Annotated in this window: 20 protein-coding genes and 1 pseudogene; 11 read left to right on the plus strand and 10 right to left on the minus strand. The window is 70.0% G+C overall.

Annotated elements, in window-relative coordinates:
* The first annotated feature begins 113 nt into the window (after window positions 1-113).
* The gene (locus tag FFS23_RS17020) at window positions 114-1,046 is read left to right on the plus strand and encodes a hypothetical protein (protein WP_137899544.1); all 933 of its coding nucleotides are present in this window, start codon (window positions 114-116) and stop codon (window positions 1,044-1,046) included.
* 49 nt (window positions 1,047-1,095) lie between these two features.
* On the plus strand, window positions 1,096-2,121 hold the full coding sequence (gene ada / locus FFS23_RS17025; protein ID WP_137899545.1) for a bifunctional DNA-binding transcriptional regulator/O6-methylguanine-DNA methyltransferase Ada: 1,026 nt from the start codon (window positions 1,096-1,098) through the stop codon (window positions 2,119-2,121).
* Between the two features lie 276 nt (window positions 2,122-2,397).
* Here the strand turns inward: ada and FFS23_RS17030 are convergent, their stop codons facing one another.
* Together FFS23_RS17030 and FFS23_RS17035 are read right to left on the minus strand one after the other, a co-directional pair.
* Complete coding sequence (locus tag FFS23_RS17030) at window positions 2,398-3,939, minus strand: hypothetical protein (RefSeq protein WP_137899546.1); 1,542 nt, start codon at window positions 3,937-3,939, stop codon at window positions 2,398-2,400.
* Between the two features lie 54 nt (window positions 3,940-3,993).
* Window positions 3,994-5,508: a S1C family serine protease gene (locus FFS23_RS17035; RefSeq protein ID WP_137899547.1), complete on the minus strand. Its 1,515-nt coding sequence runs from the start codon at window positions 5,506-5,508 to the stop codon at window positions 3,994-3,996.
* A 134-nt stretch (window positions 5,509-5,642) separates the two neighbouring features.
* On the opposite strand from FFS23_RS17035, the gene FFS23_RS17040 reads away from it, so the two are divergent.
* A complete protein-coding gene (locus tag FFS23_RS17040; protein ID WP_169742540.1) occupies window positions 5,643-7,184 on the plus strand; it encodes a TadA family conjugal transfer-associated ATPase in 1,542 nt (513 codons plus the stop codon).
* A gap of 175 nt (window positions 7,185-7,359) precedes the next feature.
* Window positions 7,360-8,541 carry an aspartyl protease family protein gene (locus FFS23_RS17045; protein WP_137899548.1) on the plus strand — a complete coding sequence of 394 codons (1,182 nt, stop codon included), beginning with the start codon at window positions 7,360-7,362 and terminating at the stop codon, window positions 8,539-8,541.
* Between the two features lie 286 nt (window positions 8,542-8,827).
* On the opposite strand, the gene FFS23_RS17050 is transcribed toward FFS23_RS17045, so the two are convergent.
* Both FFS23_RS17050 and phaR read right to left on the minus strand, forming a co-directional pair.
* Window positions 8,828-9,013, minus strand: coding sequence for a hypothetical protein (locus tag FFS23_RS17050; protein ID WP_038662672.1), 186 nt, complete (start codon window positions 9,011-9,013; stop codon window positions 8,828-8,830).
* A 9-nt stretch (window positions 9,014-9,022) separates the two neighbouring features.
* On the minus strand, window positions 9,023-9,580 hold the full coding sequence (gene phaR / locus FFS23_RS17055; RefSeq protein ID WP_137899549.1) for a polyhydroxyalkanoate synthesis repressor PhaR: 558 nt from the start codon (window positions 9,578-9,580) through the stop codon (window positions 9,023-9,025).
* A 107-nt stretch (window positions 9,581-9,687) separates the two neighbouring features.
* On the opposite strand from phaR, the gene FFS23_RS17060 reads away from it, so the two are divergent.
* The 4 genes from FFS23_RS17060 to FFS23_RS17075 all read left to right on the plus strand — a co-directional run bounded on the left by FFS23_RS17060 (window position 9,688) and on the right by FFS23_RS17075 (window position 16,375).
* On the plus strand, window positions 9,688-10,689 hold the full coding sequence (locus FFS23_RS17060) for an alpha/beta fold hydrolase (RefSeq protein WP_137899559.1): 1,002 nt from the start codon (window positions 9,688-9,690) through the stop codon (window positions 10,687-10,689).
* 13 nt (window positions 10,690-10,702) lie between these two features.
* Window positions 10,703-11,875 (plus strand): acetyl-CoA C-acetyltransferase, encoded by a 1,173-nt coding sequence (locus FFS23_RS17065; protein ID WP_137899550.1) that lies wholly within the window; start codon window positions 10,703-10,705, stop codon window positions 11,873-11,875.
* A gap of 186 nt (window positions 11,876-12,061) precedes the next feature.
* Window positions 12,062-15,322, plus strand: coding sequence for a TonB-dependent receptor domain-containing protein (locus tag FFS23_RS17070; RefSeq protein WP_137899551.1), 3,261 nt, complete (start codon window positions 12,062-12,064; stop codon window positions 15,320-15,322).
* 84 nt (window positions 15,323-15,406) lie between these two features.
* The gene (locus FFS23_RS17075) at window positions 15,407-16,375 is read left to right on the plus strand and encodes a 2OG-Fe(II) oxygenase (RefSeq protein WP_171009533.1); all 969 of its coding nucleotides are present in this window, start codon (window positions 15,407-15,409) and stop codon (window positions 16,373-16,375) included.
* On the opposite strand, the gene FFS23_RS17080 is transcribed toward FFS23_RS17075, so the two are convergent.
* Both FFS23_RS17080 and FFS23_RS17085 read right to left on the minus strand, forming a co-directional pair.
* Complete coding sequence (locus FFS23_RS17080) at window positions 16,376-17,398, minus strand: alanine racemase (RefSeq protein WP_137899553.1); 1,023 nt, start codon at window positions 17,396-17,398, stop codon at window positions 16,376-16,378. It lies immediately after the preceding gene.
* A 47-nt stretch (window positions 17,399-17,445) separates the two neighbouring features.
* Complete coding sequence (locus FFS23_RS17085; RefSeq protein ID WP_137899554.1) at window positions 17,446-19,485, minus strand: TonB-dependent receptor; 2,040 nt, start codon at window positions 19,483-19,485, stop codon at window positions 17,446-17,448.
* 535 nt (window positions 19,486-20,020) lie between these two features.
* Here FFS23_RS17085 and FFS23_RS17090 point away from each other — a divergent pair.
* Both FFS23_RS17090 and FFS23_RS17095 read left to right on the plus strand, forming a co-directional pair.
* On the plus strand, window positions 20,021-20,299 hold the full coding sequence (locus tag FFS23_RS17090; RefSeq protein WP_038662692.1) for a hypothetical protein: 279 nt from the start codon (window positions 20,021-20,023) through the stop codon (window positions 20,297-20,299).
* Between the two features lie 114 nt (window positions 20,300-20,413).
* Window positions 20,414-21,994, plus strand: a complete 1,581-nt coding sequence (locus FFS23_RS17095; RefSeq protein ID WP_137899555.1) for an aldehyde dehydrogenase (NADP(+)) — start codon at window positions 20,414-20,416, stop codon at window positions 21,992-21,994.
* 256 nt (window positions 21,995-22,250) lie between these two features.
* On the opposite strand, the gene FFS23_RS17100 is transcribed toward FFS23_RS17095, so the two are convergent.
* The 4 genes from FFS23_RS17100 to FFS23_RS17115 form a co-directional block, all read right to left on the minus strand.
* A complete protein-coding gene (locus FFS23_RS17100) occupies window positions 22,251-23,126 on the minus strand; it encodes an SMP-30/gluconolactonase/LRE family protein (protein WP_137899556.1) in 876 nt (291 codons plus the stop codon).
* Window positions 23,127-23,211: 85 nt separating this feature from the next.
* The gene (locus FFS23_RS17105) at window positions 23,212-24,315 is read right to left on the minus strand and encodes an NADH:flavin oxidoreductase/NADH oxidase (RefSeq protein ID WP_137899557.1); all 1,104 of its coding nucleotides are present in this window, start codon (window positions 24,313-24,315) and stop codon (window positions 23,212-23,214) included.
* Between the two features lie 27 nt (window positions 24,316-24,342).
* Window positions 24,343-25,710 carry a sensor histidine kinase gene (locus tag FFS23_RS17110; protein ID WP_249340732.1) on the minus strand — a complete coding sequence of 456 codons (1,368 nt, stop codon included), beginning with the start codon at window positions 25,708-25,710 and terminating at the stop codon, window positions 24,343-24,345.
* 4 nt (window positions 25,711-25,714) lie between these two features.
* Window positions 25,715-26,380 (minus strand): response regulator transcription factor, encoded by a 666-nt coding sequence (locus tag FFS23_RS17115; RefSeq protein WP_137899558.1) that lies wholly within the window; start codon window positions 26,378-26,380, stop codon window positions 25,715-25,717.
* A 108-nt stretch (window positions 26,381-26,488) separates the two neighbouring features.
* Here FFS23_RS17115 and FFS23_RS17120 point away from each other — a divergent pair.
* Window positions 26,489-26,926, plus strand: a pseudogene (locus FFS23_RS17120) (hypothetical protein); the annotation flags it as partial.

Below are 26,926 nucleotides of genomic sequence, written 5' to 3' on the forward strand. Positions count from 1 at the left end.
CTCCACCATCCGGCTTGCGCCGGACGGTCCCCCTCCCCCTTGCGGGGGAGGAGTTAGGGCTTTCGTTCAGGATCGGGCGGGTAAGCCCGATCCCGGCAGATGGAGACACGACGATGCAATGGTGGGCGGCGGTGGCGATCGGAGCGATGCTCGCCCTGCCCGCGACCGCCGAGACGCTGCGCGTCGAGGGCGTCTTCGCAGCGCAGGCACGCGAGGCGAGCCTGTTGCCGACGATCGGCGTCGGGCCGTTCACCGGGCCGGACGGTGCGGAGCTCGCCGATGCGATCGAGCGGCGGCTGGCGAAGCTCGGCGCGGACGGTCTGCCGCACGTCCGGCTGATCCCGCCGGCCTTGCGCCCCGACGGGCTGCTCACCGGCCGCACCGGCGTGCAGGTCGCGAGCAGCGACTATCGCGAGGGGCGCGAGCGCTGCGTCGAGAAGAAGGACGGCAAATGCACGCGCAGGGAGCGCTATAGCGTCGCCTGCGTCCGCCGCACCGTGGCGTTGCGCGCCGATCTGGAGGTGCGGCGGCGCACCGGCGCGCTACCCTATGCGGTCGCCAAGACGCGCGACGACCGCAGCGACTGGTGCGAGGACCGCGGCGTCGCGACCAATGTCGACGGCGTGGTGAGCGGCATGGTCGAATCGGTCGCCGCCGAGGTGCAGCACGATCTCGCCCCGCATGCGGAGGATTATACCGTCCGCGTGATCGAGACGCGCGACGGCCTGCCCGCCGATGCCGCGGCGCGGTTCAAACAGGCGGTGAAGCTAACCAAGCACGATCCCGCCGCCGCCTGCGCGGTCTTCGCCGAGGTCGACCGGATGGCGCCGGACAATGGCGCGACGGCGTTCAATCTGGCTTTGTGCGCGGAATCGGCCGGGCGGTATCGCGAGGCGGCGGATCGCTATGCCCGCGCGCGGCTGTTCGCGCCTTATGCCGGCGGCGAGGTGAGCAAGGGGCTGGCGCGCGTGACCGCGCTGGCGGCGGGGGCGCAGGACGTCGCGCTGATGCGCAGCCGGCCGCCGGTGACGGGCAGCGGCTTTTGAAAGCAAGCCGCGGGATGGGGCGCGGCGCGCGATCGGCTATTGGAGCGGCATGAGCACCATCGATCAGGACGCGGCCTGGGCCGCCTTCGAGCGCCGCGACCGGATGCAGGACGGCGCCTTCGTCGTCGCGGTGCGCACCACGGGCATCTATTGCAAGCCGAGCTGCCCCGCGCGGCATCCGCGGCGCGACAACGTCAGCTTCCTCGCCGACGGCGCGGCGGCGCGCGCGGCGGGCTATCGCGCCTGCCTGCGCTGCAAACCCGACGATGTCGCCCGCGACAGCCGGGCGGTGGCCGAGGCGATCGCGCTGATCGCGGCGGCGGAGGAACCGATCGGGCTGGCGGCGCTCGCCGCACAGGTCGGCTATGCCCCGCATCATTTCCAGCGCTTGTTCACCCGCGCGACCGGGGTCAGCCCCGCCGCTTATGCGCGCGCGCTGCGCGCCGGACGCGCGGCGGACGCGTTGCAGCAGGCGGACCGCGTCACCGATGCGATCTACGACGCGGGCTATGGCGCGGCGAGCCGCTTCTATGCCGATGGCGCCAAGCGGCTCGGCATGGCGCCATCGGCCTGGGCGCGCGGCGGTGCAGGCGCGACGATCCGCTGGACGCAGGTCGCGACGTCGCTGGGGCCGCTGCTCGTCGCGGCGACCGACAAGGGGCTGTGCCGGGTGGCGTTCGACGAGGATGCGGCGGCGCTGGCGGCGCGCTTCCCGCGGGCGGAGATCGCGCCGGGCAACACGGCGCTGGCCGGCCTTGCCGCGGCGGTGGTGGCGCTGGTCGAGACGCCCGGCCGCGACGCCGCGCTGCCGCTCGACGTGCGCGGCACCGCGTTTCAGGAAGCGGTGTGGCAAGCGCTGAAGACGATCCCGGCGGGCGAGACACGCAGCTATGCCGAGCTGGCCGCGCTCGCCGGCCAGCCGGGCGCGGTGCGCGCGGCCGGGACGGCGTGCGGCAGCAATCCGCTGGCGGTGGTCGTCCCCTGCCACCGCGTCACGCGCAGCGACGGCGGGCTCGGCGGCTATGCCTATGGCGTCGAGCGCAAACGCGCCCTGCTGGCGCGCGAGGGCGGATGAGCCGGGCAGCTCCGGATCGCCGAAGACGTATCAGGTTCGCGCAGAGGCGCAGAGGCGCAGAGCGTGTTGCGCTAGTCGCATCTGCGGCTCCGTTGCGATGACAGGGCCGCGTTACCTCTGCGCCTAGGCGCGACACCTTCACCCTTTCGTCACCTTGGGCTTGACCCGAAGTTCCGCTTCTCCCCGATGGCAAGCGTGAAGGCCGTAGCGGGACGCCGGATCAAGTCCGGGGTGACGGACCGGTGGTATCGCGGGCGCCGATGAATGTCGGCCGGCCTAATTCTCGATCGTAACCTTGGCGGCGTCCCCGCCGAGCGAGGCGAGCGCCTGCGGGCCGGTCTTGCCGGTCGCGAGCGCGGCGATGAGCCTGGCGGCGGCATTGTCGGGATTGCTGTGCGCCGAATAGGCGAGCGGACGCAGCGCCGTGCGGGCCTCGTCACGCTTGTCGTCGACCAGCAGCTGCGTCGCATAGGCATAAGCGAGACCCTCGTCCTGCGGTACCAGCTCGTGGGCGCGACGCAGCGCGGCCTTGGCATTGTCGGTGGCCGGCGCCCCCGCCATGCCGAAGCTCGAATAGAAGAGCGTCAGCGCATAGGCGTCGTTGGTGTCGAGCTTGTTCGCGCGGAGCAGCCAGCTGCGCGCTTCGCGCCACACCTGCGGATCGGTCACCTTCGCCTCGCGCGCGCGGCGCAGATGCACCTGCGCCTTGTAGACCAGGGCCTGCGACGATTTGGCATCGATCGCCAGCGCACGGTCAGCGGCGGCATCGGCGAGGTCGTTGCGGCCGGCGTCGAGCGCCATCTCGGCGAACCAGCCCTGCACCATCGCATCCTTGGGATAGCGGTCGGCGATCGGCAGCGCGGCGGCGAGGATCGGTTGCGCGGTCTCGCGATCGACGCCGCGGTCCGAGCGCATGCGCAAAGTGATCATCTCGCGCTCGCCCGCCGACAGCGGCCGGACGGTGACGACCGGCGTGGTCAGCCGGGTAAGCGGGATCTTGTAGGCCGACATCGTCGATTTGTGTAGGTAGGACGACAGTGCGCGATTGAGCACGTCGAGATCGCCGAACGCCGCGCGTGCCGCCTCGACCCCCGGCTTGCCGTCGTTGATCGCCGCCAGATAGGCGTCGAGTTGCACGGCCCGCTTCTGGTCGATCAGCAAATAATGGGTGAGCAGCCAGCCGCGCGCGTAGAGCGAGGCGACCTGCCCGTCGCGCATCTTCTTCGATGGGTCGAGCGCGAAGAGCTGTTCCGCGGTGAGCTCGTTGCCGAGCAGCAGGTCGTAGGCGCGATGCTGCGCGGGCGCGCCGAGCCAGACGAAATCCTTTTCGAACCGCGCGGTGGACAGGAATTCGGGATAGCCTTCCGCATACCAGGCGGGCAGCGCGATCGTGAGATTGCCGAGCATGAGGTGATGGGCATATTCGTGGAACAGCACGATCTGCGGCTGGAGCGCGTTGACGTCATCGCGATCGCCACCCTGCGCCGGAGTGAAAGCGACCGATCCGCTGGCGCGCCCCTGATAGAAGCCGGCGACGTTCTTGCCGCCCTGGCCAAACAGCCTGCGGACCGCCGCGTCGTTGGCGACGACGTAGACGGTCAGCTTGTTCGAACCGTCGCCCTCGTTCGCGGGGATCGACCTATAGTAACGGACCAGACTGTCGAACTGTTCGAGCCGCTCGGCGCGTTTCTGCACCGAATCGGCAGTCCCATTGGCATAGACGATGAAATGCTTCGAGGTCGCCTCGAACCATTCCGCCGCCGCGGGCTGCGCGCAGCACATCGCGATCAGCCACGCCGCGAACTTCAACCGATTCATGTCCTCCCCCCCCAACATGCCCGGACCCAGTCTAGACCGGGCTCGATACGTTTGTCAGCCCGTACGACAACTATAGACCAGCTTCTCGTTCGGCAGCGGCGGCAGCGTCGTGCGGATCGCCGATTGCTGCTGGGCGAGGCGCTCGATCGCGGCGGGGTCGACGGTGCAGCGGGATGCCGCGCCCTGCCCCTGCTGCAGCTTGCGCGCCTGCGCCATCGCCTGCGCGCCGAGCATGTAGCGGGTGTCGGTATAACGGCGGGTGAGCGGGTCGAAGGCGACGACCGACACCGTCTGCTCGCCGTCGGGCACCACCACGCGCTCCCAGCGGTCGCCGGTCGGCAGATATTGCACGCCGCCGCCGCACCCGCTGCGGCCCCAGTGCAGCGCGACGTCGCTGGTCGGCGAGACGGTGACGCGGCTGCGTTCGGGCTGGAAGACGCAGGTGAGCTTGCCGAGCGGCGCATTGGGTACGACCTGACTGATCGCCGCGGGTGGCGGCGGGACGGCGGGCTCGCCCTTCGGTCGCAGCACGAAGACGAGCATCGCGACGACCATGACGAGGCCGCCGAGGCTCGCCGCCCAGATCGTCCGCCGCTGCTGCCCCTGCCCCTGCACTGCGAACAGTCCGGCCGCGCCGATCCCCATCGCGCCCAGCACCAGCAGCAGGCCGGCGAACCCCATGACGTTCTCGCGCCGGGTCTGCGCGGCCTCGCGGGCGCGGGCGAGCGCCTCCTCGCGGCCCATCGCCGCGCGGGTGGCGGCGTCGCGCTGGCTGGTCAGGGCATCACTGCGCGCCCGCACGTCCGCCGCGCTGTCGTCGCGCAGCCGTTCCTCGATCGAGGTGCAGGCGGTGCCGACGCTGGCATAAGGCTGTTTCGCCTCGCGCAGGAAGGCGGACAGCTCGGTGTCGGCGATCGCGAAGCCGAACGAGCCATCGCCCTCCTCGCCGCGGGTAATCGCCGAATTGATGCCGATCACCCGGCCGCAGCGGTCGAGCAACGGCCCGCCCGAATTGCCGCGCGCGATGCTGGCGGTGTGGAGCAGCACCTCGATCCCGGTCAGGCTGCGCCTACCGGAGAAGACGCCTTCCGAACGGACCGGCGAGGTCGGGCGGATGTAGTCCGCGGCCGATTGCGCGGTCGCGAGATCGACGTTGCCAGGATAGCCGAGCGCGACCACCGGATCGCCCTCGCTCACCGGCCCCGTATAGAGCGCGGCCGCGGGCAGCCGGGCGCCGGCGAATTCGATCAGCGCGAGGTCGCGCTTGGCGTCATAGGCGACGACGCGGCCCTGGTAGCTCTTGTCGCCTTCCGACGGCACCACGCCGATCACGACATTGTCGGGATAGCGTTCCGCCAGTTCCATGACGTGCGCGTTGGTGACGATGCGGTTGGGTGCGATCGCGACGCCGCTGCCGTGGCCGAAGCCGACCACCTGCCCGTCGACGACGGCGATGGTGACGACGCGGACGACGCCGCGCGCGGTCGCACCGATGTCGTCGGCGGCGGCGGGCGTCGCCCAGAACGGGGCGCCGAGCAGGGCGAGAAGCAGGGGCAGGAGGCGGCGCATGTCGCGCCTTCCGAACGGCCTCGGCGCGCCGCTGTCAAGCACGGCGATCGGCCCCGGCCGCACCGTTTTGGTTTGGTTAGGAAAATCTCAAACTCTGATGCCTACCGCCGTCACTGAAGGTCGAGGATTGGTGTATGAGCGCGTTCGGGCGTCGCAACGGAATGGGTAACGGACAGCCGGCACGGCCGGCGTTCGGCGTGGCGCGCCCGATGCAGGGCAGCCCGGCGCCGCGCGCCGACGAAGCCGCACCCGGCAGCCAGTTTCCGCCGATCGAGACGATGCCGCTGCCCGGCGGCCTGCCCGGCGACGACCCGCTCGCCGGCAGCCTGCCCGCGGGCACGCTCGACGCGATGCAGCGGCTCACCGACCGGCAGAACGCCAGCGGCGATGCCGGCAGCAGCCGCGGCGAGGGCTTCGAGGCGTCGATCCACAAGATCAAGGAACAGGTGCTGCCGCGCCTGCTCGAACGCGTCGATCCCGAGGCCGCCGCGACGCTCGGCAAGGACGAGCTCGCCGAGGAATTCCGCCCGATCATCGGCGAGGTGCTCGCCGAGCTCAAGCTGACGCTCAACCGCCGCGAACAGTTCGCGCTGGAAAAGGTGCTGGTCGACGAGCTGCTCGGCCTGGGGCCGCTCGAGGAATTGCTCGCCGATCCGGCGATCACCGACATCATGGTCAACGGCCCCGACCAGACCTATGTCGAGCGCAAGGGCAAGCTGGAGCTGGCGCAGATCCAGTTCCGCGACGAGGAGCATCTGTTCCAGATCGCGCAGCGGATCGTCAATTCGGTCGGCCGCCGCGTCGACCAGACCACACCGCTCGCCGACGCGCGCCTCAAGGACGGCAGCCGCGTCAACGTCATCGTGCCGCCGCTGTCGCTGCGCGGCACCGCGATCTCGATCCGCAAATTCTCCGCCAAGCCGATCACGCTCGACATGATGGCGGGCTTCGGCAGCATGAGCCCGAAGATGGCGACCGCGCTCAAGATCGCGGGCGCGAGCCGGTTCAACGTCGTCATCTCGGGCGGCACCGGTTCGGGCAAGACGACGATGCTCAACGCTTTGTCGAAGATGATCGACCCCGGCGAGCGCGTGCTGACGATCGAGGACGCCGCCGAGCTTCGCCTGCAGCAGCCGCACTGGCTGCCGCTGGAAACGCGCCCGGCCAATCTGGAGGGGCAAGGCGAGATCAGCATCCGCGACCTCGTCAAGAACGCGCTGCGCATGCGCCCCGATCGCATCATCCTGGGCGAGATCCGCGGCAGCGAGTGTTTCGACATGCTCGCCGCGATGAACACCGGTCACGACGGCTCGATGTGCACGCTCCACGCCAATTCCCCGCGCGAAGCGCTCGCCCGCATGGAGAATATGGTGATGATGTCGGACATCAAGGTGCCCAAGGAGGCGATCAGCCGCCAGATCGCCGATTCGGTCGAGCTCATCATCCAGGTGAAGCGCCTGCGCGACGGCTCGCGGCGCGTCACCAACGTCACCGAGGTGATCGGCATGGAAGGGCCGGTGATCGTGACGCAGGAATTGTTCAAGTTCGAATATCTCGACGAGAGCGCCGACGGCAAGATCATCGGCGAGTACCGCTCGATGGGGCTGCGGCCCTATACGCTCGACAAGGCCAAGCAATTCGGCTTCGATCAGGCGTTTCTGGAGGCGTGCCTGTAGGATCGGCGTTATCGACCGCACGAACGCCCCCGGACCGTCAGCCCTGAGCCTGTCGAAGGGCGGTGAGTCCCATGGTGCTTCGACAAGCTCAGCACCAACGGGGCGCATGAAGGCCGGGTGCGCCGCGCCCCAACCCCTTGTGGCAGCGCCGGCGTTACGCCGTTAGGGTCGGCGGATGCACCTGCTCCTGCCCCTCGTCCTGCTCGCCGCCTCGCCCCAGCCCGCGGGACGTGAGGGCGTCGTCACGCTTGCCGCCGACAGCGAGGCGCGCTGGGTGTCGTTCGACCTGACGCCGGGCAACCAGATCCGCTTCACGCTGACGCTCGACGAACGGCCGGTGACCGCGATCCTCGATACCGGGGTGAGCTATTCGGTGCTCGCCGCCAAGTCCGCCGCCGCCGATCCGGCGCGGGTGACCGCCAACGGCCAGGCGACCGCGATCGGCGGCGGCGGCAATGGCGCAGTCGCGGTCGGCTGGCTGGCGACGCGGCGGCTGGCGATCGGCGGGCTCACCCGCACCGGCGGCGGCGTCACCGTCGCCGACCTGCCCGCGCTCGCCACCGGCAGCGCGCAGGCGGTCGACATGCTGATCGGGCGCGATGTCACCGGCGGGCAGGCGCTCGACATCGATTACGCCAACCACCGCTTCCGCCTGCTGCCGTCGGGCCGGCTGCCGTTCGTCGGGGCGATCGCGCCGCTGTCCATCTCGCCCGGCCGCCGCGTCTACGAAAGCAGCGCGACGATCGCGACCAGACGGCTGGCGCCGATGATCGTCGACACCGGCGACGGCTCGGCGCTGACCTTGTCCGCCGCATCCGCCAGAACGGCGGGGATCGCGCGGCTGCCGACCACGACGACGATCTCCTTCGGCCTCGCGGGCGAGACGGTGAGCACGCTCGCCATCCTGCCCGCGGTGTCGCTGGGGCAGCAGGTGGTGCGCAACGTCGAGGCGCGGGTCGAGCCGGCGGGCGGCTTTTCCGAGACGATCGGCGTGGCGGGGCGGATCGGGTCGGGGCTGCTCCAGAATTACCGCGTGCTGCTCGACCCCGGCGCCGGGCGGATGGTGCTCAAGCCGGGGCCGGAGGCGAACGCCCCGCCGCTGCGCTCGACCAGCGGATTGCTGGTCGGGCTGGAGCGCGACCGGCTCAAGGTGCTGCACGTCATGCGCGGCGGGCCGGCGGCGGCGGCGGGGTGGCAGCCCGGCGAGACGATCTGCCGGATCAACGACCAGCCGGTTACCACGGACTATCCGACGAGCGCGCTGGCGAAATGGGCGATCGGCGCGCCGGGTACGGCGGTGCGGCTGGGCCTTTGCGACGGGACGGTGCGGACGTTGACCTTGCGGCAATTCTACTGAGGCTGGGACGTCGGCAGAAGAAGCTTGGTTCACGCGAAGGCGCGAAGAGAAGAAGAAGGGTTTTTGCGCGCAGAGGCGCAGAGGCGCAGAGATGGTCCGGCCGCGCCAGCGGCCTTCAGTCCTCCTCATCGTGGATGCATAGCGCTTCGCGCCGGGCGCACCATCTCTGCGCCTCCGCGCCTCTGCGCGAACCAATCTCTTCTTCTCTTCGCGTCTTCGCGCCTCCGCGTGAACAATCCTGCCTTCCCGTCCGCAGAGCGGCGCCAATCCAAGGAGAGCGCCTGCCTTATTGCGTGTGCAGGCCGATGCTCACCAGCAGGATCGTCGCGAGCAGGGCCGCCATCTGGACGGTGCGCCAGTCGACGAAGCCGACACGGTCGGGATCGACCCGCAGCCGGCGGCGGCGGTCGGCGAATGCCGCTGCAAGCGCGAGCAGCACCGACGCACCCGCCGCCCAGAACATCGCCGGCATCGTCCGCGCTCAGCCGAGCTTCTCGACCTTGTCCTGCAACCGCGTCAGCTCCGCCTTCAGTGCGGCGATCTGGTCGTCCTTGCTCGCCGTGGGCGACGGTGGCGGGGTCACCGGGGCGACGCCCGGCGTTTGGAACGCCTGCGCGGCGACCTCGAGCATCTGCAGGTTGCGCTTGGCGATCTCGGCGAAGGGGGAGTGCGCGAAGGCGCCCTCGACCGCCGACTTGAACTGTTCCTGGTTGCGGCGGAAACTGTCCATCGACGCTTCCAGATAGCCCGGCACCATCGCCTGCATCGAATCGCCGTACATGGAGATGAGCTGGCGCAGGAAGCTGACCGGCAGCATCGTCTGGCCGCGGCTTTCCTCTTCCATGATGATCTGGGTCAGCACGTTGTGGGTGATATCGTCGTCGGTCTTGGCGTCGACGACCTTGAAGTCGCGCCCCTCGCGGGTCATCGTCGCCAGATGCTCGAGCGTGATGTAGGACGAGGTCTCGGTATTATAGAGGCGCCGATTGGCGTATTTCTTGATGATGACGATTCCGTCGGCCCTGGCCTGTTTCTTCATATCGCTCCCCTGTCGCGCGACGGTCCTTTGCCGTGACTGATGCCGATGGTACGCCGCAATTTTTCGCACCGCAACACGGCCCGCGCCCGTTACCGCTGTTCCTCGACATGCTGCGCAGCGAAACCGCAGCAGACCCGGCGCGCACCGCGGCGGCGCTCGCCGGGCTCGCCGCCTATCAGCAGGCGCCACGCCCCGCCCCGCCGCCGCCGATGCCGGCGCTCGCCACCGCCGGGCGCGCGTGCCTGCGTTATTATGGCGGGCGCGGCCGGATGGTCGTGTTCGTGCCGTCGCTGATCAACCCGCCGGCGATCCTCGATTTCGGCGAGACGTCGTTGGTGAGGTGGATGGCGGCGCAGGGCTGCCGCGTCGCGCTGGTCGACTGGGGCGAGCCGGGCGCGGCCGATCGCGACATGGACATGACCGGCCATATCGAATCGCTGCTGCTGCCGCTGATCGAGCAGCTCGACGAGCCGCCGGTGCTGGTCGGCTATTGCCTCGGCGGGACGATGGCGCTGGCGGCGGCGGGCGCCACCCCGGTCGCCGGCCTCGCGACGATCGCCGCGCCGTGGCGTTTTACCGGCTATGGCGAGTCCGCGCCCGGCATGCTCGACCTGTGGCAGGCGGCGAAGCCGACCGCCGAGGCGCTCGGCGTGCTACCGATGGAGGTGTTGCAGGCGGGCTTCTGGCGGCTCGATCCGGCGCGGACGATCGCCAAATACGAATCGTTCGGGCGGCTCGACCCCGAAGGTGCGGCGGCGCGCGCCTTCGTCCGGCTGGAGGATTGGGCCAATGCCGGGGCGCCGCTCCCGCTCGCCGCGGCGCGCGACCTGTTCGAGGCGTTCGTCGCCACCGACCGGCCGGGCACCGGCGGATGGATCGTCCGCGGCGCCCCCGCCTCGCCCGCGCGGCTCGACTGCCCCGCGGTCGAGTTCGTCTCGCTCACCGACCGGATCGTCCCGGCGGCCACCGCCGCGGGGCTCGCCGACCGGCGCGACCTCGGCCTCGGCCATGTCGGGATGATCGTCGGCGGGCGTGGGCGGACGATGCTGTGGGAGCCGCTCGCGCACTGGATCGCGGCGCTGCCGCCGGGTAGACACGCACCAAAGTAGGAGCAGGATCATCATGACCGAGATCGTCATCACCGCCGCCAAGCGTACCCCCGTCGGCAGCTTCCTCGGCGCCTTCGCCGCCACGCCCGCGCACGAACTGGGCCGCATCGCGATCGAGGCGGCGCTCGCCCAGGCCGGCGTCGACGGTGCCGACGTGTCGGAGGTGATCCTCGGTCAGGTGCTCACCGCGGCGCAGGGGCAGAATCCGGCGCGGCAGGCGTCGATGGCGGCGGGTATCCCCAAGGAGGTGCCGGCCTGGGGCGTCAATCAGGTGTGCGGCTCGGGCCTGCGCGCGGTCGCGCTCGCCTGTCAGGCGATCCAGACCGGCGACGCGACGATCGTCGTCGCCGGCGGACAGGAGAGCATGTCGATGAGCGCGCATGCGCAGACGATGCGCGGCGGCACCAAGATGGGCGCGGTCAGCCTCGTCGACACGATGGTGGTCGATGGCCTCACCGACGTGTTCAACGGCTATCATATGGGGATCACCGCGGAGAATCTCGCCGAGCAATATCAGGTGACGCGCGCCGACCAGGACGCCTTCTCGGTCGCCAGCCAGAACAAGGCGGAGGCCGCGCGCGGCAGCGGCCGCTTCAAGGACGAGATCGCGCCGGTGACGATCAAGGGCCGCAAGGGCGACACCGTCGTGGCGGACGACGAATATATCCGTGCCGGCGCGACGATCGAGAGCGTCGGCGGCGTGCGGCCGGCGTTCAAGAAGGACGGCACCGTCACCGCCGCCAATGCGAGCGGCCTCAACGACGGCGCCGCGGCGCTGGTGCTGATGAGCCGCGCCGAGGCCGAGGCGCGCGGCGCGCCGGTGCTGGCGACGATCCGGAGCTGGGCGAGCGCGGGCGTCGACCCGTCGGTGATGGGCATCGGCCCGGTGCCGGCATCGAGGAAGGCGCTGGAGAAGGCCGGCTGGACGCTTGCCGACCTCGACCTGATCGAGGCGAACGAGGCGTTCGCGGCGCAGGCGCTGTCGGTCGGCAAGGAACTCGGCTGGGATGCGGACAAGGTCAACGTCAACGGCGGTGCGATCGCGATCGGCCACCCGATCGGCGCCAGCGGCGCGCGTGTGCTGACCACGCTGCTCTACGAGATGGAAAAGCGCGACGCGAAGAAGGGGCTGGCGACCTTGTGCATCGGCGGCGGGATGGGGATCGCGATGTGCGTCGAGCGCTGACGCACGCGCTGACGAATGCGCAACATGCGGACATAAAAGCTGTAATTTTTGTGTCATTTTAGCGACACTTTTGACCAAACCGCTTGATTACGACTGTTTCTGTCGCAAACCGGCTTGTCCGCTTCGGTCCGGTTGCGCCAACAAGGTCTTCTGACAAGGCGCAAAGCCTGAAAACAGGGGACTGACATGAAGACTTGGTTGCTCTCCGCGAGTGCGCTCGCGGGCGGGATGTTGCTCGCCACCACCGCCTTTGCGCAGACGGCGCCTGAAGCCGGTGCGCCGCAGGCCGGCAGCAACACCGCTGGCACGTCGATGGCAGCGCCGGATCAGGACGAGCCGGAAGCGCGTCCGGGCGAGGAAATCGTCATTACCGGTTCGCGCATCCGTTCGCCCAACGCGGTTTCGGTCGTGCCGATCACCACGGTGTCGGCCGCCGAACTGACACAGACCGCGCGCACCTCAATCGGCGACGTGCTGAACGATCTGCCGCAGTTGCAGAGCACCTATAGCCAGTCGAACTCGACCCGCTTTCTCGGCACCGGTGGCCTCAATCTTCTCGATCTGCGCGGCCTCGGCACCCAGCGCACGCTGGTCGTGGTCAACGGCCGCCGTCATGTCGCGTCCGACATTCTGAACAACGCGGTATCGGTCGACGTCAATACCATCCCCACCGACCTGATCGACGGTGTCGACATCGTTACCGGCGGCAACTCGGCGGTGTACGGTTCCGATGCCATCGCCGGCGTCGTCAATTTCCGCCTGAAGCAGAATTTCGAAGGCCTGCAGATCCGCGCGCAGGGCGGCGTCAGCGACGAGAAGGACGCCGGCAGCTATTTCGTCAGCCTGACCGGCGGCAAGAATTTCGCTGACGATCGCGGCAACATCGCGATGAACGTGGAATATGCCCGCACCGAGGCGCTGTTCGCGTCAGGCCGCAAGGCCTACCGTCAAAACGATGCCTTCGTGACGACCAACGTCGATGCGGCCGGTGCCGGCGTCAGCGGCAATCTGAACTTCGACGGCATCCCCGACTCGACGTTCTTCCGCGATATCCGCGGCGCCAACATCTTCGACGGCGGCTTGGTCGCTTTCGCAGGTTCGCCCGCCGGCTCGGGCACGAACGCACGGTGCGGCCGTGACTCGCTGGGTCGCGCCTTCACCTGCAACTATCTGTTCCAGCAGGACGGCTCGCTTGTCTCGCAGACGGGCACCCGCGTCGGCATCGCCGGTGGTTCGGTAACGGCGCCGACCGCGACCCCGACCGGCGGCTTTGTCGGCGGCAACGGCAACACCCGCCGCGAGGGCACGCTGGTCCAGCTGCTGCCGCAACTCGACCGCTATTCGGCCAACCTGCTCGGCCATTTCGCGGTCTCCGACGCGTTCGTGCCATTCTTCGAGGCGAAGTACGTCCGCGTCGACTCGGTTAGCCTCGGCGGTTCGGGTCCGGCCTTCTACACGGGCTCGACGATCGACGCGCTCTACGAGCGTCCCCGTCTCGACAATCCGTTCCTCAGCGCGTCCTCGCAGGCGACGCTGGCGGCGCAGGCGTTGCAGGCGGTCAACTCGGGCATCAGCCCGACGACTGGTGCGGCGATCACCGCCGCACAGGCGGCCACGCTGCGCACACAGATCGCGAATGGCTCCTATCGCTTCATCCTGCGCAAGAACCTGACCGATCTTGGTTCGCGTCGTGAGGATGCTCGCCGCGAGACCTATCGCTTCGTCGGCGGCGTGCGCGGCGATTTCGCCGAGACGTTCAACTACGAAGTGTCGGCCAATTACGGCGAGTTCAAGGAGCGCACGCGCGTCCTCGGCAACGTCGACGTGCAGCGTCTCAGCCTCGCGCTCGACGCCGTGCGCAATCCCGCCGGCCAGATCGTCTGCGGCGCACAGTTGGACGCCAGCCGCTTTGCGTTCGGCACCGACATCGGCGGCAATGCCGCCAATCTGGCCAGCGACATCACCAATTGCCAGCCGCTTAATCCGTTCGGCCAGGGCAATATCTCAGAGGCGACGCGCAACTACGTGCTGCGCAACACCGTCTCGGAAGGCAAGATCACGCAGCTCGACCTGCTTGCCAACGTGTCGGGTGACTCCTCGAAGTTCTTCAACCTTCCGGGCGGCGCCGTCGGCTTCTCGCTCGGTGCGGAATATCGCCGCGAGACCAATTACTTCCAGGCCGATCCCTACGTCGAGGCGGGCTACACCTTCTACAATGCGCTCGCCAGGTTCGACCCGCCGTCGTTCGAGGTGAAGGAAGCGTTCGGCGAGCTGCGCGTCCCGCTACTCAAGGACATCACGCTCATCAAGGAGCTGACCTTCGGCGCCGCCGGGCGCGTGTCCGACTACAAGGGCTCGGCGGGCACGGTCTATACCTACAACCTGAACGGCACCTACGCGCCGGTTGAGGGGCTGCGCTTCCGTGCCAATTACGGTCGCTCGGTCCGCGCACCGAACCTGACCGAACTGTATGCATCGGCCGGCCAGAATTTCGCGCCCGGTTTCGCCGATCCGTGCTCGGCCGACAATCTGGGCCGTGGTACGCAGTTCCGCGCGGCCAATTGCGCGGCGGCGGGCATTCCGACGACGTACAATTTCCAATATGCCCAGTCGTTGGAAATCCTGAGCGGCGGCAACCCCGACCTGCGGGCGGAGAAGTCCGACTCCTACACCTACGGCGCGGTGATTTCGCCGACGTTCACGCCGGGGCTGATCCTGTCGGTAGATTACTATAACATCAAGGTGAACAACGTCATCAATTACGCGGGCGCGCAAGCAACCGTGAACAATTGCTACGATTCCCCGTCGCTGACCAACAATCAGTTCTGCGCGCAGTTCAACCGCGTCGCAGCCGGAGCGACCGGACCGAACGGCGAACAGCCGTTCCGTATCATCGAGGGTAATCTTGCCGACAATCCGCTCAACTATGCGAGCCTGAAGCGGCGCGGTATCGATGCCAACCTGAGCTATGCGCGCAGCTTCGGCGACACGCGTCTCTCGGGTCAGGTGATCTATACCCACATCCTGGAGAGCAGCAGCTTCCTCAACCCGTTGCAGCCGTCGTTCGCGGATACGACGGTCGGTGAGCTGGGCTATCCCAAGGATCAGGTGCAGGTGAACCTGGGGGCGGACTTCGGCATCGTCACGTTGGATACGCAGTTCCGCTACCTGTCGAAGCAGTCGGTCGGCGCGATCGAGAACCGCATCGCCTTCCAGGGCCGTCCGCCGCAGAACCTCGACGATTTCAGCACGCCTTATTATCCGGACGTGCTGTACATCGGCATGAAGCTCGGCTTCGACGTCGGTGAACGGTCCAGCTTCTACATCGGCGTCGACAATCTCACCGATCGTCTACCGCCGCTGGGGGCGACGGGGATCGGTGCGGGCAGCGCCATCTTCGACAACATCGGACGCCGCATGTATGCGGGCGTGACCGCGCGCTTCTAAGCGACGCCGTAGCGTGAAAATCCGGGGCCGGTGGTTTCCACCGGCCCTTTTTTCGTCCAGTCTCCGCCGATGCAGAACGACCCGATGGGCGCCGTAGACGCGATGCTGCGAAGCGGCCGCGTCGCCGACGCCACCGCGACCGTTGCAAGGCTCGCGGCGGCGGGGCATGGCGGCGCGCTCTTCCAACAGGCGCTGTGGCAGCTTCAGGGCCACCCCCTGCCCCGCGACCTTACCGCTGCCCGACTTGCGTTGCGGCAGGCCGCGGATTGCGGTCACGACGAGGCGCGGCTCGTCGAGATCACGCTTGCGGCGAACGGCACCGGTGCGGCCGCCAATTGGCCCGCTGCGATGCGACTGCTTGCGGCCGCCAACGCGGCAGATGACCCGCACGCGCGCTACCTGCACGGGCTGCTGTCGGCGATGGCGATCGACGGCGACGGCCATCCGACCACGCCGCTCGTCGTCGAACCATTGACCGACGACCGCAGCGTGAGACGAGTGCGCGGTGCGCTGAGCGTCGCCGAGTGCACGCATATCGCCAATGCCGCCAGCGACCTGCTGGCTCCCGCCGTCGTCGTCGATCCGCGGACCGGCCGCCACGTGCCCCATCCGATCCGCACCTCGGATGCGGCGGTGCTGAGCCCGCTGCGCGACGACCCGGTCATCCGTGCGATCAACGTCCGGATCGCCGCGTTCAGCGACACCCAGGTGGCGCAGGGCGAGGCGTTGACCGTCCTGCGCTATCGCCCCGGCCAGCAATTCCGTCTGCACGCCGACGTCCTGCCCGAGGTGCGCAACCAGCGCGTCGCGACGGTGCTCGTCTATCTCAACGACGGCTTCGGCGGCGGCGAGACGACGTTCCCCGACCACGGCCTGACCATCCGCCCGAAGGCGGGCGATGCGATCATCTTCGACAATGTCGACGCGCAGGGCCGGCCGTTGGCCACCGCCCGCCACGCCGGCGAGCCCGTTCGCAGCGGCGTCAAATGGCTGGCGACGCGATGGATCCGGGCGCGGCCGTTCGACGTATGGACCGGCCCCGAAGCGGCCTGATCACCCCCACCCCCGCGCATACCGCTGCCCCAGCAGCGTCAGCAGCTCATATTGCGACATCCCGCTCGCCGCCGCCGCCGCCGGCAGCGCGAAGTCGAGCGTGATCCAGTCGCCCTCCGCCAGATCCGGCGCGGCGGTAACGTCGATCGCCATCAGGTCCATCGAGACCCGCCCGATCACCGGCAGCGTCCCCCCGCCCGCACAGCCGCGGTCGGAGAAGCCGCGGACATAGCCGTCGGCATAGCCGAGATTGAGGATCGCCACCTCGGTCGCGCGCGGCGCGGTCCAGGTCGCGTTGTAGCCGACCGTCTCGCCGGCGGGGACGGTGCGGCGTTGCAGCACCTGCGCCTCGGGCGTCGCCACCTGGCGGATCGTGCCCGCGAATTCCGGCCGGACGATGCCGCCGTACAGCGCGATCCCCGGGCGGGTGAGATCGAAGACGTACCCCGCCCCGAGCGCGATGCCGGCGGAGTTGGCGAGGCTCATCCGGCGCGCGCCCGTCACCCCCGCCAGCGCCGCGAAGGCGGCGCGCTGGCGATCGTTCATCGCGCTGTCCTCGTCGGCGCAGGCGAGATGGCTGATCAGCGTCTCGATCGCCAGTCCGTCGAGCAGGCCGTCGCGCACCGCCGCAGCCGAGACGCCGAGCCGGTTGATCCCGGTATCGACCATCACGTCGCAGGCGCCGCCGCCCGCCGCGCGCCAGCGGGCGACCTGCGTCTCGCTGTTGAGCACCGGGCGTGCGATGCCTTGCAACGCCAGCGGCATATCCTCGGCGCGGACACCGTGCAGCACCGACAAAGGCAGGCCGAGCGGCGCCAGCCGCGCCGCCTCGGCCCAGGTCGCGACGAAGAAGTCGCGGCAGCCGGCGGCGGCGAGCTGCCCTGCGACCTCGCTCGCGCCGAGGCCGTAGCCGTCCGCCTTGATCGCCGCGCCGCACGCCGCCGTGCCGCTCATCCGGTCGAGCGCGCGCCAATTGTCGGCGAGGGCATGGCGGTCGAGGCGGAGGCGGAGGGGAGCGGTCACGCCGGGGCGTGTAATCGCCCCGGCTGCCGGCGTCGAGCCACGCCGGTTCAATCGAGCCGCGCGCGCACCCCGATCCACAGCGTCCGCGCCGTCGCGCGCTCGACGATGTTGGCGCCGCTGATCCCCGCCTCGACGCGCGCGTCGAAGACGTTCTCGGCACGCGCCTCGATCGTCAGCACGCGCGTCACCGGCAGCGCGGCATAGCCGTCGAGCGTCGTCGCGGGGGCGAGGCTGCGACTGTTCTGGTCGTCGTCGAACTGGCGCGCGACGTGACGCAGCGTCGCCGAGACGGCCGCGCGCCGCTGCCGCCAGCCGAGCGTCCCGGATAGCGCGTCGCGCGGTGTCTGCGCCGGACGCAGACCGTCGAGCGCCACCGCCGCGCCCGAGGCGCGGACGCGTGCGTCGACATGGCTCCACGAGGCGAGCGCGGTGAACGGCCCGGTCGCATAGCGCGCATCGACCTCGACGCCGGTCGAGCGGATCGCGTCGAGGTTGCGGCGGACACGCATGGCGCTGGTCGGCGTCGCGGCGAGCGTCACGTTGGCGATCGCATCGTCGAGCTGGTTGCGGAACAGCGTCGCGGCGAGGCTGGCGCCGGCGAAGGGCGTCAGCGTCACGCCGCCCTCGATCCCCGTCAGCCGCTCGGGCGAGAGGCCGGCATTGGCGGCGGTGACGTCATTGCCGACGCGGAAGGGGCGATAGAGTTCGTTGAGCGTCGGCAGCCGCCAGCCGCGATAGGCCGCCGCACGCACCGTCACCGCCGCGGCGGCGCGCCACGCGGCGCCGAGCCGGCCGGTGAATTCACTACCGTCGCGATCGGCGAAGCGATTGTCGGTCAGCGCCGCACCGCCGGCGAGCGGACGCTCGCGAAGATAGCCGCCGTCGATCCGCCACCAATCGATGCGCCCCGCCCCGGTCAGCGTCAGGTCGCCGAGCGCGACGCTGCCGTCGGCGAACAGGCCCTGGGTGCGGGTCGATCCGCCCGCCTCGCGGCGGCGGGTCGGGCTGGCGTTGACGAAGGTGAACAGTTCCTGCGTCTTGCCGGAGACGTCGCGGATGTCGGCGCCGAGCCGCAGGTCGATCGCCTCGCCGACCGGCGGCTGCACCTCCAGCCGCGCGCCGAGCCCGGTGGCGGGCGTGTTATATTGGTCGAGCGACTGGCTGACGGTCGTCCGCGCCGCGTTGATGCTGGCGAAGCTGGAGGCGAAGGCACGGGTCTGCAGATAGGCGAGCGCCGACCAGCCCCAGGCGCCGCGGCCGACGAGGCGCAGGCTGGCGTCGGCGCCGTCCGACCGGTTCGCGGTGAACGCCGTGCCACGGTCGCGCCGGTCGGTGAAGGCGCTGACGTTGGCCTGCACCTCGGTCGACGGCGCGACGGTCACGACGGTACGCAGCGCGCCCGACGCCTGTTCGTAGGGCGCGGCGCGGTCGACCGGGCCGCGGCTGGATGCGACCGTCGGCACGAAGCCGTCGCCGCGCGCATAGGCCCCCGACAGCGTCGCGAAGCCGCCGTCGCGGACGAGCGCCGCGGCGCCCTGCGCCTCGATCGAATCGCGGCTGCCGTAGAACAGGCTGGCGTCGAGCGGCGCGAGCTGGTCGGGGGTGGCGCTGTCGAGCTGGACGGTGCCGGCGAGCGCACCGGGGCCGAAATAGCCGCTGCCGCCGCCGCGCGTCACCCGCACCTGCCCCAGCCGCCCCGTGGCATAGGCGGGAAACGCGACCCAGCCGCCGAACGGATCGGCCTGCGGCACGCCGTCGAGGATCAGCAGCGCGCGGCTGGAGGCATTGCCGCCGATGCCGCGCAGGGTGATGCCTTGGCTGGTCGGATTGGCGGTGCGACTGTCGGACCGGCGGAACTGCTGCAAGCCGGCGACATCGGCGAGCACGCTTTCCAGCCGCGCGCTGGCATTGGCCTGGAGCCGGTCACGGTCGATGGTGACGATGTCGAAGGCGCGCTCGCCGGGCGAATCAGGCAGGCCGCGGCCGGTGACGACGATATCGGGTGCAACGTCAGGATCGGCCTGCGCCAGCGCAGGGACGGCGATCGCCGAGACGAACAGGGCGGCGGTGGAAAGCAGAAGACGCATCGCGCCCCCTTGGCCGCTTCCGGCGCCGAGGAGAATGACAAACCTCGTGGATTCTGGTGGATGTACCGCCGGCTCCTGCGAAACCCCGCCAGCGAGGCCGCAGACACGGGGGCCAGTCTGCGAATACGGCGGCGAGGTTCGCTCGGTCTCCCCGCTCATGCGTCACCCCGGACTGGTTCCGGGGTCCACCGTGCCGCAAGAGCACGGTGCCGCTTCAAGCCGTCCTCCTCGCCGCGGAGTGGACCCCGGAACCAGTCCGGGGTGACGGAGTGGAATGGGAAAATGCCGGACTTCTACAAACGGCCTGGATAACAGCCGTGCATAGATCCGAGAGCCTCAGGCGCCCGAGGCATGCAAACTCGCCTCATGACCCCCCCCGCCCCCCATTCCCGCCGGTATGTGACACGGACGTTGCAAGGAGGCCGCGGATCGGGAACGATCCCGGTCGCGCTGCGCTTGCTGCGGACTCGAAGGAGATGGTCATGGCGGTTCCTTATTCTCTCCCGCCCGCGTCAGTGTCGCAGGGGGTGTCGCGATGAGCCGGCCGGTGCTCGGCGCGTCGGCGCTGCGCGACGAACTCAACCAGGCGGCGCTCCGCCTGTCGCTCGACAGCGAGGGGGCGAGGATCGAGTTCATGCTGCCGACGCTCGCCGATCCCTGGGACGGCGCGTCCGGCCACAATTGGGACGTCCAGGCCTTCTGCCCCGAGGAGCTCGATGCGATCGCGCGCCGCGCGGTCGAAGAGGTCGCCGCGGACTGGGACCTCGACCCGCACAACACCGAGGATGACGTGACGTTCGTCGCCGATCGCTGACCGCGCCTTTATCGGCTCTTGCGTCGCAGTCACGTGACCGCGCGACGTGCACCATTGTCGCGGGGCGATCGGGTCCCTAGAATAACTCTGACAATTTCCGAGAGAGGTATTTCCATGATCGACGGCGCCCTGCTGATCGGTGGCGAAGCACGCCAGGCCGCGAACCGGTTCACCGCGGTGAATCCGGCGAGCGGCGAGACGCTGACCCCGGACTTCTCGTCGGCGAATGCCGATGCGGTGGCCGAAGCCTGCACGCTCGCCGAAGACGCGTTCGCGACCTATGCCGCGACCGACCTCGATACGCGTGCCACCTTCCTTGAAGGCATCGCGCAGAACATCCTCGATATCGGTGACGAGCTGATCGAGCGCGCGATGGCGGAGAGCGGCCTGCCGCGCGCCCGCCTCGAGGGCGAGCGTGGCCGCACCGTCGGCCAGCTCAAGCTGTTCGCCGGCGTCGTGCGTCAGGGCGACTTCCTCGACGCGACGATCGACCCCGCCTTGCCCGACCGCGCGCCGCTGCCGCGCCCCGACCTGCGCCGCGTCAATCTGGCGATCGGCCCGGTCGCGGTGTTCGGCGCGTCCAACTTCCCGCTCGCCTTTTCGGTCGCGGGTGGCGACACCGCCTCGGCGCTCGCCGCCGGCTGTCCGGTGGTGGTGAAGGGTCATCCCTCGCATCCCGGCACCGGCGAGCTGGTCGCGCGCGCGATCCAGAAGGCCGTCGCGGACGCCGGCCTGCCCGCGGGCGTCTTCTCCTACCTGCCCGGCGAGACCAACGAACTGGGCGGCGCGCTGGTCGCCGATCCGCGCATCCAGGCGGTGGGCTTCACCGGTTCGCGCGGCGGCGGCCTCGCGCTGGTGCGCATCGCCGCCGAGCGTGACGAGCCGATCCCGGTCTATGCCGAAATGTCGAGCATCAATCCGGTCGTCCTCTTCCCCGCCGCGCTCGCCGCGCGCGGGGCGGCGCTGGCCAAGGAGTTCGTCGGGTCGCTGACGATGGGTGCCGGCCAGTTCTGCACCAACCCCGGTCTCGTGCTGGCGGTCGACGGCCCCGATCTCGACGCTTTCGTCGAGGCGGCGGGCGCGGCGCTGACCGAAAGCGCGCCGGCGACGATGCTGTCGCCCGGTATCCACGCCAGCTTCGAGCAGGGCGTCGCGGCGCTTGCCGGCCATGAGGCGGTGCGCACCGTCGCGCGCGGCAAGACCGGCGAGGGCGTCAACCAAGCCGTCGGCGCGTTCTTCGAGACGACCGCCGACCAGTTCCTCGCAGACGTCAAGCTCTCGCACGAGGTGTTCGGTTCGTCGTCGATGCTGGTGCGCTGCCGCGACCTCGGCGAGATCGCCGCGGTGATCGCCAAGCTGGAAGGCCAGCTCACCGCGACGCTGCAGGTCGATCCGGCCGACGAAGCGGAGGCGGCGAAGCTGGTGCCGGTGATCGCGCGCCGCGTCGGCCGTATTCTGGCGAACGGCTGGCCGACGGGTGTCGAGGTGGCGCCGGCGATGGTCCACGGCGGTCCCTTCCCGGCGACGAGTGACGGGCGGACGACGTCGGTCGGCACGCTCGCGATCGCGCGCTTCCTGCGTCCGGTCTGCTTCCAGAACCTCGCGCCGGCGCTGCTGCCCGAGGCGCTGCACGACGACAATGGCTGGGGCATCGCGCGTCGCCTCGACGGCAAGCGCGAGGCGAGCCCGCGGTAAAGGCGGACCGACTCCTCCCTCGCTTAGGCGGGGGAGGATCGGCGGTAGCGTAGGGCTGCACCCGTTTCCCACCCACCCGTCACCCCGGATTTGTTCGAGACCTCCGCGAAAGTCGTTCAGTGCTCCTGCGAACGCAGGAGCCCAGGGTATCGAGCACCGTAAGGCTTTGTTCTGCTTGGCCCTGGGTTCCTGCGTTCGCAGGAACACTTGGATAAGAAAGCAGCTAAAGCTCGCGGCGCCCAGAAATCGCCCCCCCCTACGGCGCGACCGGCGTCACCGGCACGCCCGCAACGCCGGGATCGAAGGCGAACAGATTGCCCGCTTCGGGCTGATCCGCCAGCGCCGCTTCGTCGAGCCCCTTGCGCGCACTCGTCGCATAAGCGGTGCGCAGATCGGGGCCGCCGAAGGCGATCTTGGTGATGTTCGATGCCGGCAACTTGACCGTGCCGATCAGTTTGCCCGACGGGTCGTAGCGCCGAACGCCCCAGCCGCCCCATAGCGCGACCCAGAGACACCCCTCGGCATCGACCACCGAACCGTCGGGATGGCCGGCGCCTTCCTCAATGATCACGAACGGCGCCGCCTCGCCGAGCGTGCCGTCGGCACCGATTGTCGCGCGCCAGATCGTCTTGCCGATCGTGTCGGTGTGGTAGAGCGTCACGCCGTCGCCCGCGATCGCGGGGCCGTTGGTGATGCATACCGGGGCGAGGCCGCTGTCGGTGACGACGCCGGCAGCATGGCGATAGACGCGGCCGCTCATGTCGGTCTCGGCATCGTCCATCGTGCCGAACCAGATGCGGCCTTCGCCGTCGGTCGCGGCGTCGTTGAGCCGGTTGCCGGCGGGATCGCCCTCCGGCCGGGCGAGGAAGGTGAAGCTGCCGTCCGCCGGATCGAAGCGGTGCAGCCCGGTGCGCAGGCCGGCGATCATCCCGCCATCCGCGCTCGGCAGCATCCAGCCGACCTGATCAGGCGCATCCCAGCGCCGCGCCTCGCCCGTCGCCGGGTCGAACCGGTGGACGTGGCGGCTCTTGATGTCGACGAACCACAAAGCCTGCTCGCGCGCCACCCAGACCGGGCCCTCGCCGAGGATCGCCTGCACCGGCAGGACGGTACGAACATCATGGTCGGTCATCGCGCAATTCCTCTCCACTTGGGGTCGCGCGCTCCATCCACCGAAGCGCGGCTTTCGTCTAGTCTGACAAAAGCCGCGCGCCGGCTCAATCCACGTCGAACAGGTCGCGATACCGGCGCGGTTGCGAGCGCAGATACTGGTCGGGCGCCTTGACGTGCGCGCCGAGATGCGCGGCGGCATGCCACGGCCAGCGCGGATCGTAGAGGATGGTGCGGGCGAGCGCGACCATATCGGCGTCGCCGGTGCCGACGATCGCCTCCGCCTGTTCGTAATCGGTGATGAGCCCGACCGCGACCACCGGCAGGCCGCAGCCCTGTTTGACCGCGCGGGCGAGCGGCACCTGATAGCTCGGGCCGGCCGGAATCTCCTGCCGCGGGTCGAGCCCGCCGCTCGACACGTGGATCGCGGCGCAGCCGCGTGCCTCGAGCGCCCGAGCGAAGGCGACGGTCTGCTCGGCATCCCAGCCGCCCGCGACCCAGTCGCTGCCCGAGACGCGCATCGTCACCGGCTTGTCGGCGGGGAAAGCGGCGCGCACCGCGTCATGGACTTCGAGCGGGAAGCGCATGCGGTTCTCGAGGCTGCCGCCATAATCGTCGGTGCGCCGGTTGGAGAGCGGCGAGAGGAATTGGTGGAGCAGATAGCCGTGCGCGCCATGGAGCTGCACCGCGTCGATGCCCAGCCGCGCGGCGCGGCGGGCCGATTCGGCGAAGGCGTCGACGAGCCGCTTAAGATCGTCCTCGGTCAGTTCGGTCGGCGGATTCTCGCCCTCGGCGAAGGGCAGCGGCGACGGTGCGACCGTCTGCCAGCCGTCGGCGTGGTCGCGCGCGATCTGCTTGCCGCCCTTCCATGGCAGGTCGGTCGATGCCTTGCGGCCGGCATGGGCGAGCTGGATCGCGATCGGCATATCCGAATGGCGGCGGATCGATTCGAGCACGCGGGCCATCGCCGCCTCGGTCGCATCGTCCCACAGGCCGACGTCGCCATAGGTGATCCGCCCCTCGGGGACGACCGCGGTCGCCTCGATCGTCAGCAGGCCGGCGCCGGACAAAGCGAGATGGCCGAGGTGGATCAGATGCCAGTCGGTCATCCGACCGTTCTCGGCGGAATATTGGCACATCGGCGCGATGACGATGCGGTTGGACAGGGTTGTGCTGCCGATGGTGATCGGCTGGAACAGGGCAGAAGACATGGAGACCTCGCGTGGGGGACGGAGGCGTTACGCTTCGGCGCCCGTTTGGTGCCTTGCGGGCAGGCTGACGCGTGCCTCCAGCCCGCCGCCGTCGCGCTCGGCGAGCGTCAGCCGGCCGCCGTGCAGTTCGGCGAGCTCGCGGACGATGGCGAGGCCGAAGCCATGGCCCTCGCCACGCTCGTCGAGCCGCACACCCGGCTCGGTGACGCGGGTGCGCTCGGCGGCGGGGATGCCGGGGCCGTCGTCGGCGACGATCAGGTCGAGACGACGCGCATCGCTGGACTGCGCGCGCACTTCGACCCTCACCTCCGCGCGGGCATGGCGCGCGGCATTATCGAGGAGGTTGCCAAGCAGTTCGTCGAAATCCTGCGCATCCATCGCCGCGGCCGGATCGCCCGCGACCGCATGCGTCACCGCGATGCCGCGCGCGGCGTGGAGCCGGCCGATCGCCACCGCGAGATCGGCGACCGCCGGCGCGACGCGGGTGCTGGCGCGCGTATCGCCGGTGCCGGCGCGCGCGCGCGACAGATGGTGGCGGATCGTGGCGTCGATCCGCGCGACCTGCGCCGCGGCGGGCGGATCGTCGCGCAGCGCGAGCGCGAGCGTCGCCACCGGCGTCTTGAGCGCATGCGCTAGATTGGCGGCGGATTGACGCGCGGTGGCGAGCGCCGCGGCGCGATCGCCGGCGAGCGCGTTGAGTTCCGTCGCGAGGCCGCGCAACTCGACCGGCTGGTCCTCGTCGACCTCGGTCCGCGTGCCGTCGCGGATCGCGGCGACCTGCGCGCGCATCCGGGCGAGCGGACGCAAGCCCAGCCGCAACTGCACGATCGTCGCGACCGCGAGCAGTCCGGCGAGGATCGCGAGCGCGGCGAGCAGCGGCACCAGCGCATCGCGCAACGGCCGTGCGATGACGGCGCGCGGCGCGACCGCGAGCAGCGATACGTCGCCGCGCCCGGTCTTCATCACCAGCCGACGGGCATGGACGCTGCGCCCGGCCCGATCCTCGCCTTCGAGCACCTGCGGCGCATCGGCATCGTCGCGCAGCATCGGCGGCCCCGGTGGTCCCGGCAGCGGACCGTCGCCCGGCCCCGGCCCGCCATGCAGCCGCGGCGTATCGGTCGAGCCGATCGCGCTGTCCGGCGCCTCGATCCGCCAGTGCCAGCCGCGCCCCGCCTCCAGCGCCCCCGCCCGCGCGGTGAGCCGCGCGCGATCGATACGACCGTCGCGATCGACCGTGCTGGCGAGCAACGCGATCTCGGCATCGAGCCGCCGGTCGATCCCCTCGGTGACGACGCGTTCGAGCACGCCGCCGATCGCCCAGCCGGCGATGCCGAGCGCGGCGAGGATCGCCACCGCCGACAACAGCAGCATGCGGCCCTGGATGGATCTGGGCATCGCCTCAGCCCTCGCCGCAGGTCAGGCGATAGCCGCGGCCGCGGATCGTCTCGATCATCTCGGCGCCGATCTTGCGGCGCAAGCGGCCGACGATCACCTCGAGACTGTTCGAATCGACATCGGCATCGCCTTCGTAGACGCGTTCGAGCAGGTCGAGCCGCTCGATCACCGCCTCGCGCCGCAGCATCAGCGCCGACAGCACGCGCCATTCGAACGCGGTGAGCTTGAGCGGCAGGCCGTCGAGCTCGAAATGGCCGATCTGCGTATCGAACGACAGCCGCCCGCAGGCGAGCACCGGCTGGGCATGGCCGGCGGCGCGGCGGACCAGCGCGCGCAGCCGCATCACCAGTTCCTCGACGCGGAACGGCTTGACCAAATAATCGTCGGCGCCCGCCTTGAAGCCCGCCACCTTGTCCGACCAGCCGTCGCGCGCGGTGAGGATCAGCACCGGCAGCGCGCGCCCCGCCGCGCGCCAGTCGCGCAGCACGGCGATACCGTCCTTGCCGGTCAGCCCGAGGTCGAGCACCGCGGCGTCGTAGCTTTCCGTCTCGCCGAGATGGCCGGCGTCGATGCCGTCGGCTACGAGGTCGACCGCGAAATGCTCGGCGCGCAGCGCGCGCGCGATCGCCGGGCCCAGGTCTGGATCGTCTTCAACAAGCAAGATGCGCATGATGTGGCCCTATCCTCCCCCACTAAACCGAAACTGAACCGCCCGGTTCAGCGGGGGTCGGACGAATCACCCTAGAAGCCGGTCATCGACAAACGAAGGAGACGATCGATGGCAAGACTACATATCGGCACCCGCCAGCGCCTGGCACTCGGTGCAGCCGCGCTGGTCGCGGTCGGCGCCGCCGGCGGCGCGGGCGCGGTCGCCCTCACCCGCCCGAGCATCGAGATGGCCCCGACGGTCGCGACGCCGATCGCCAGGCTGGCGAGCAGCGGCGGCATCGTCACGGTGAAGGGCCGTGTCGCGGAGGTGTTCGGCGACCGGTTCGTGGTGCAGGACGGCAGCGGCCGGGCGATGATCGACGCGGGCCGCGACGGTACCGCCAACGTCACCCGCGGCAATGCGGTGCTGGTGCAGGGCCGCTACGACGAGGGGCAGTTGCGCGCGCACTTCCTCGTCGGCCCCTCGGGTCAGGTGAGCGAAGTCGGTCCGCGGCCCGGTCCGCATGGTCCGGGTGGCCCCGGCGGCCCGGGTGGGCCGGGCGCAGGT

The sequence above is a fragment of the Sphingomonas sp. 2SG genome, assembly GCF_005503285.1.
Lineage (GTDB): Bacteria > Pseudomonadota > Alphaproteobacteria > Sphingomonadales > Sphingomonadaceae > Sphingomonas > Sphingomonas taxi.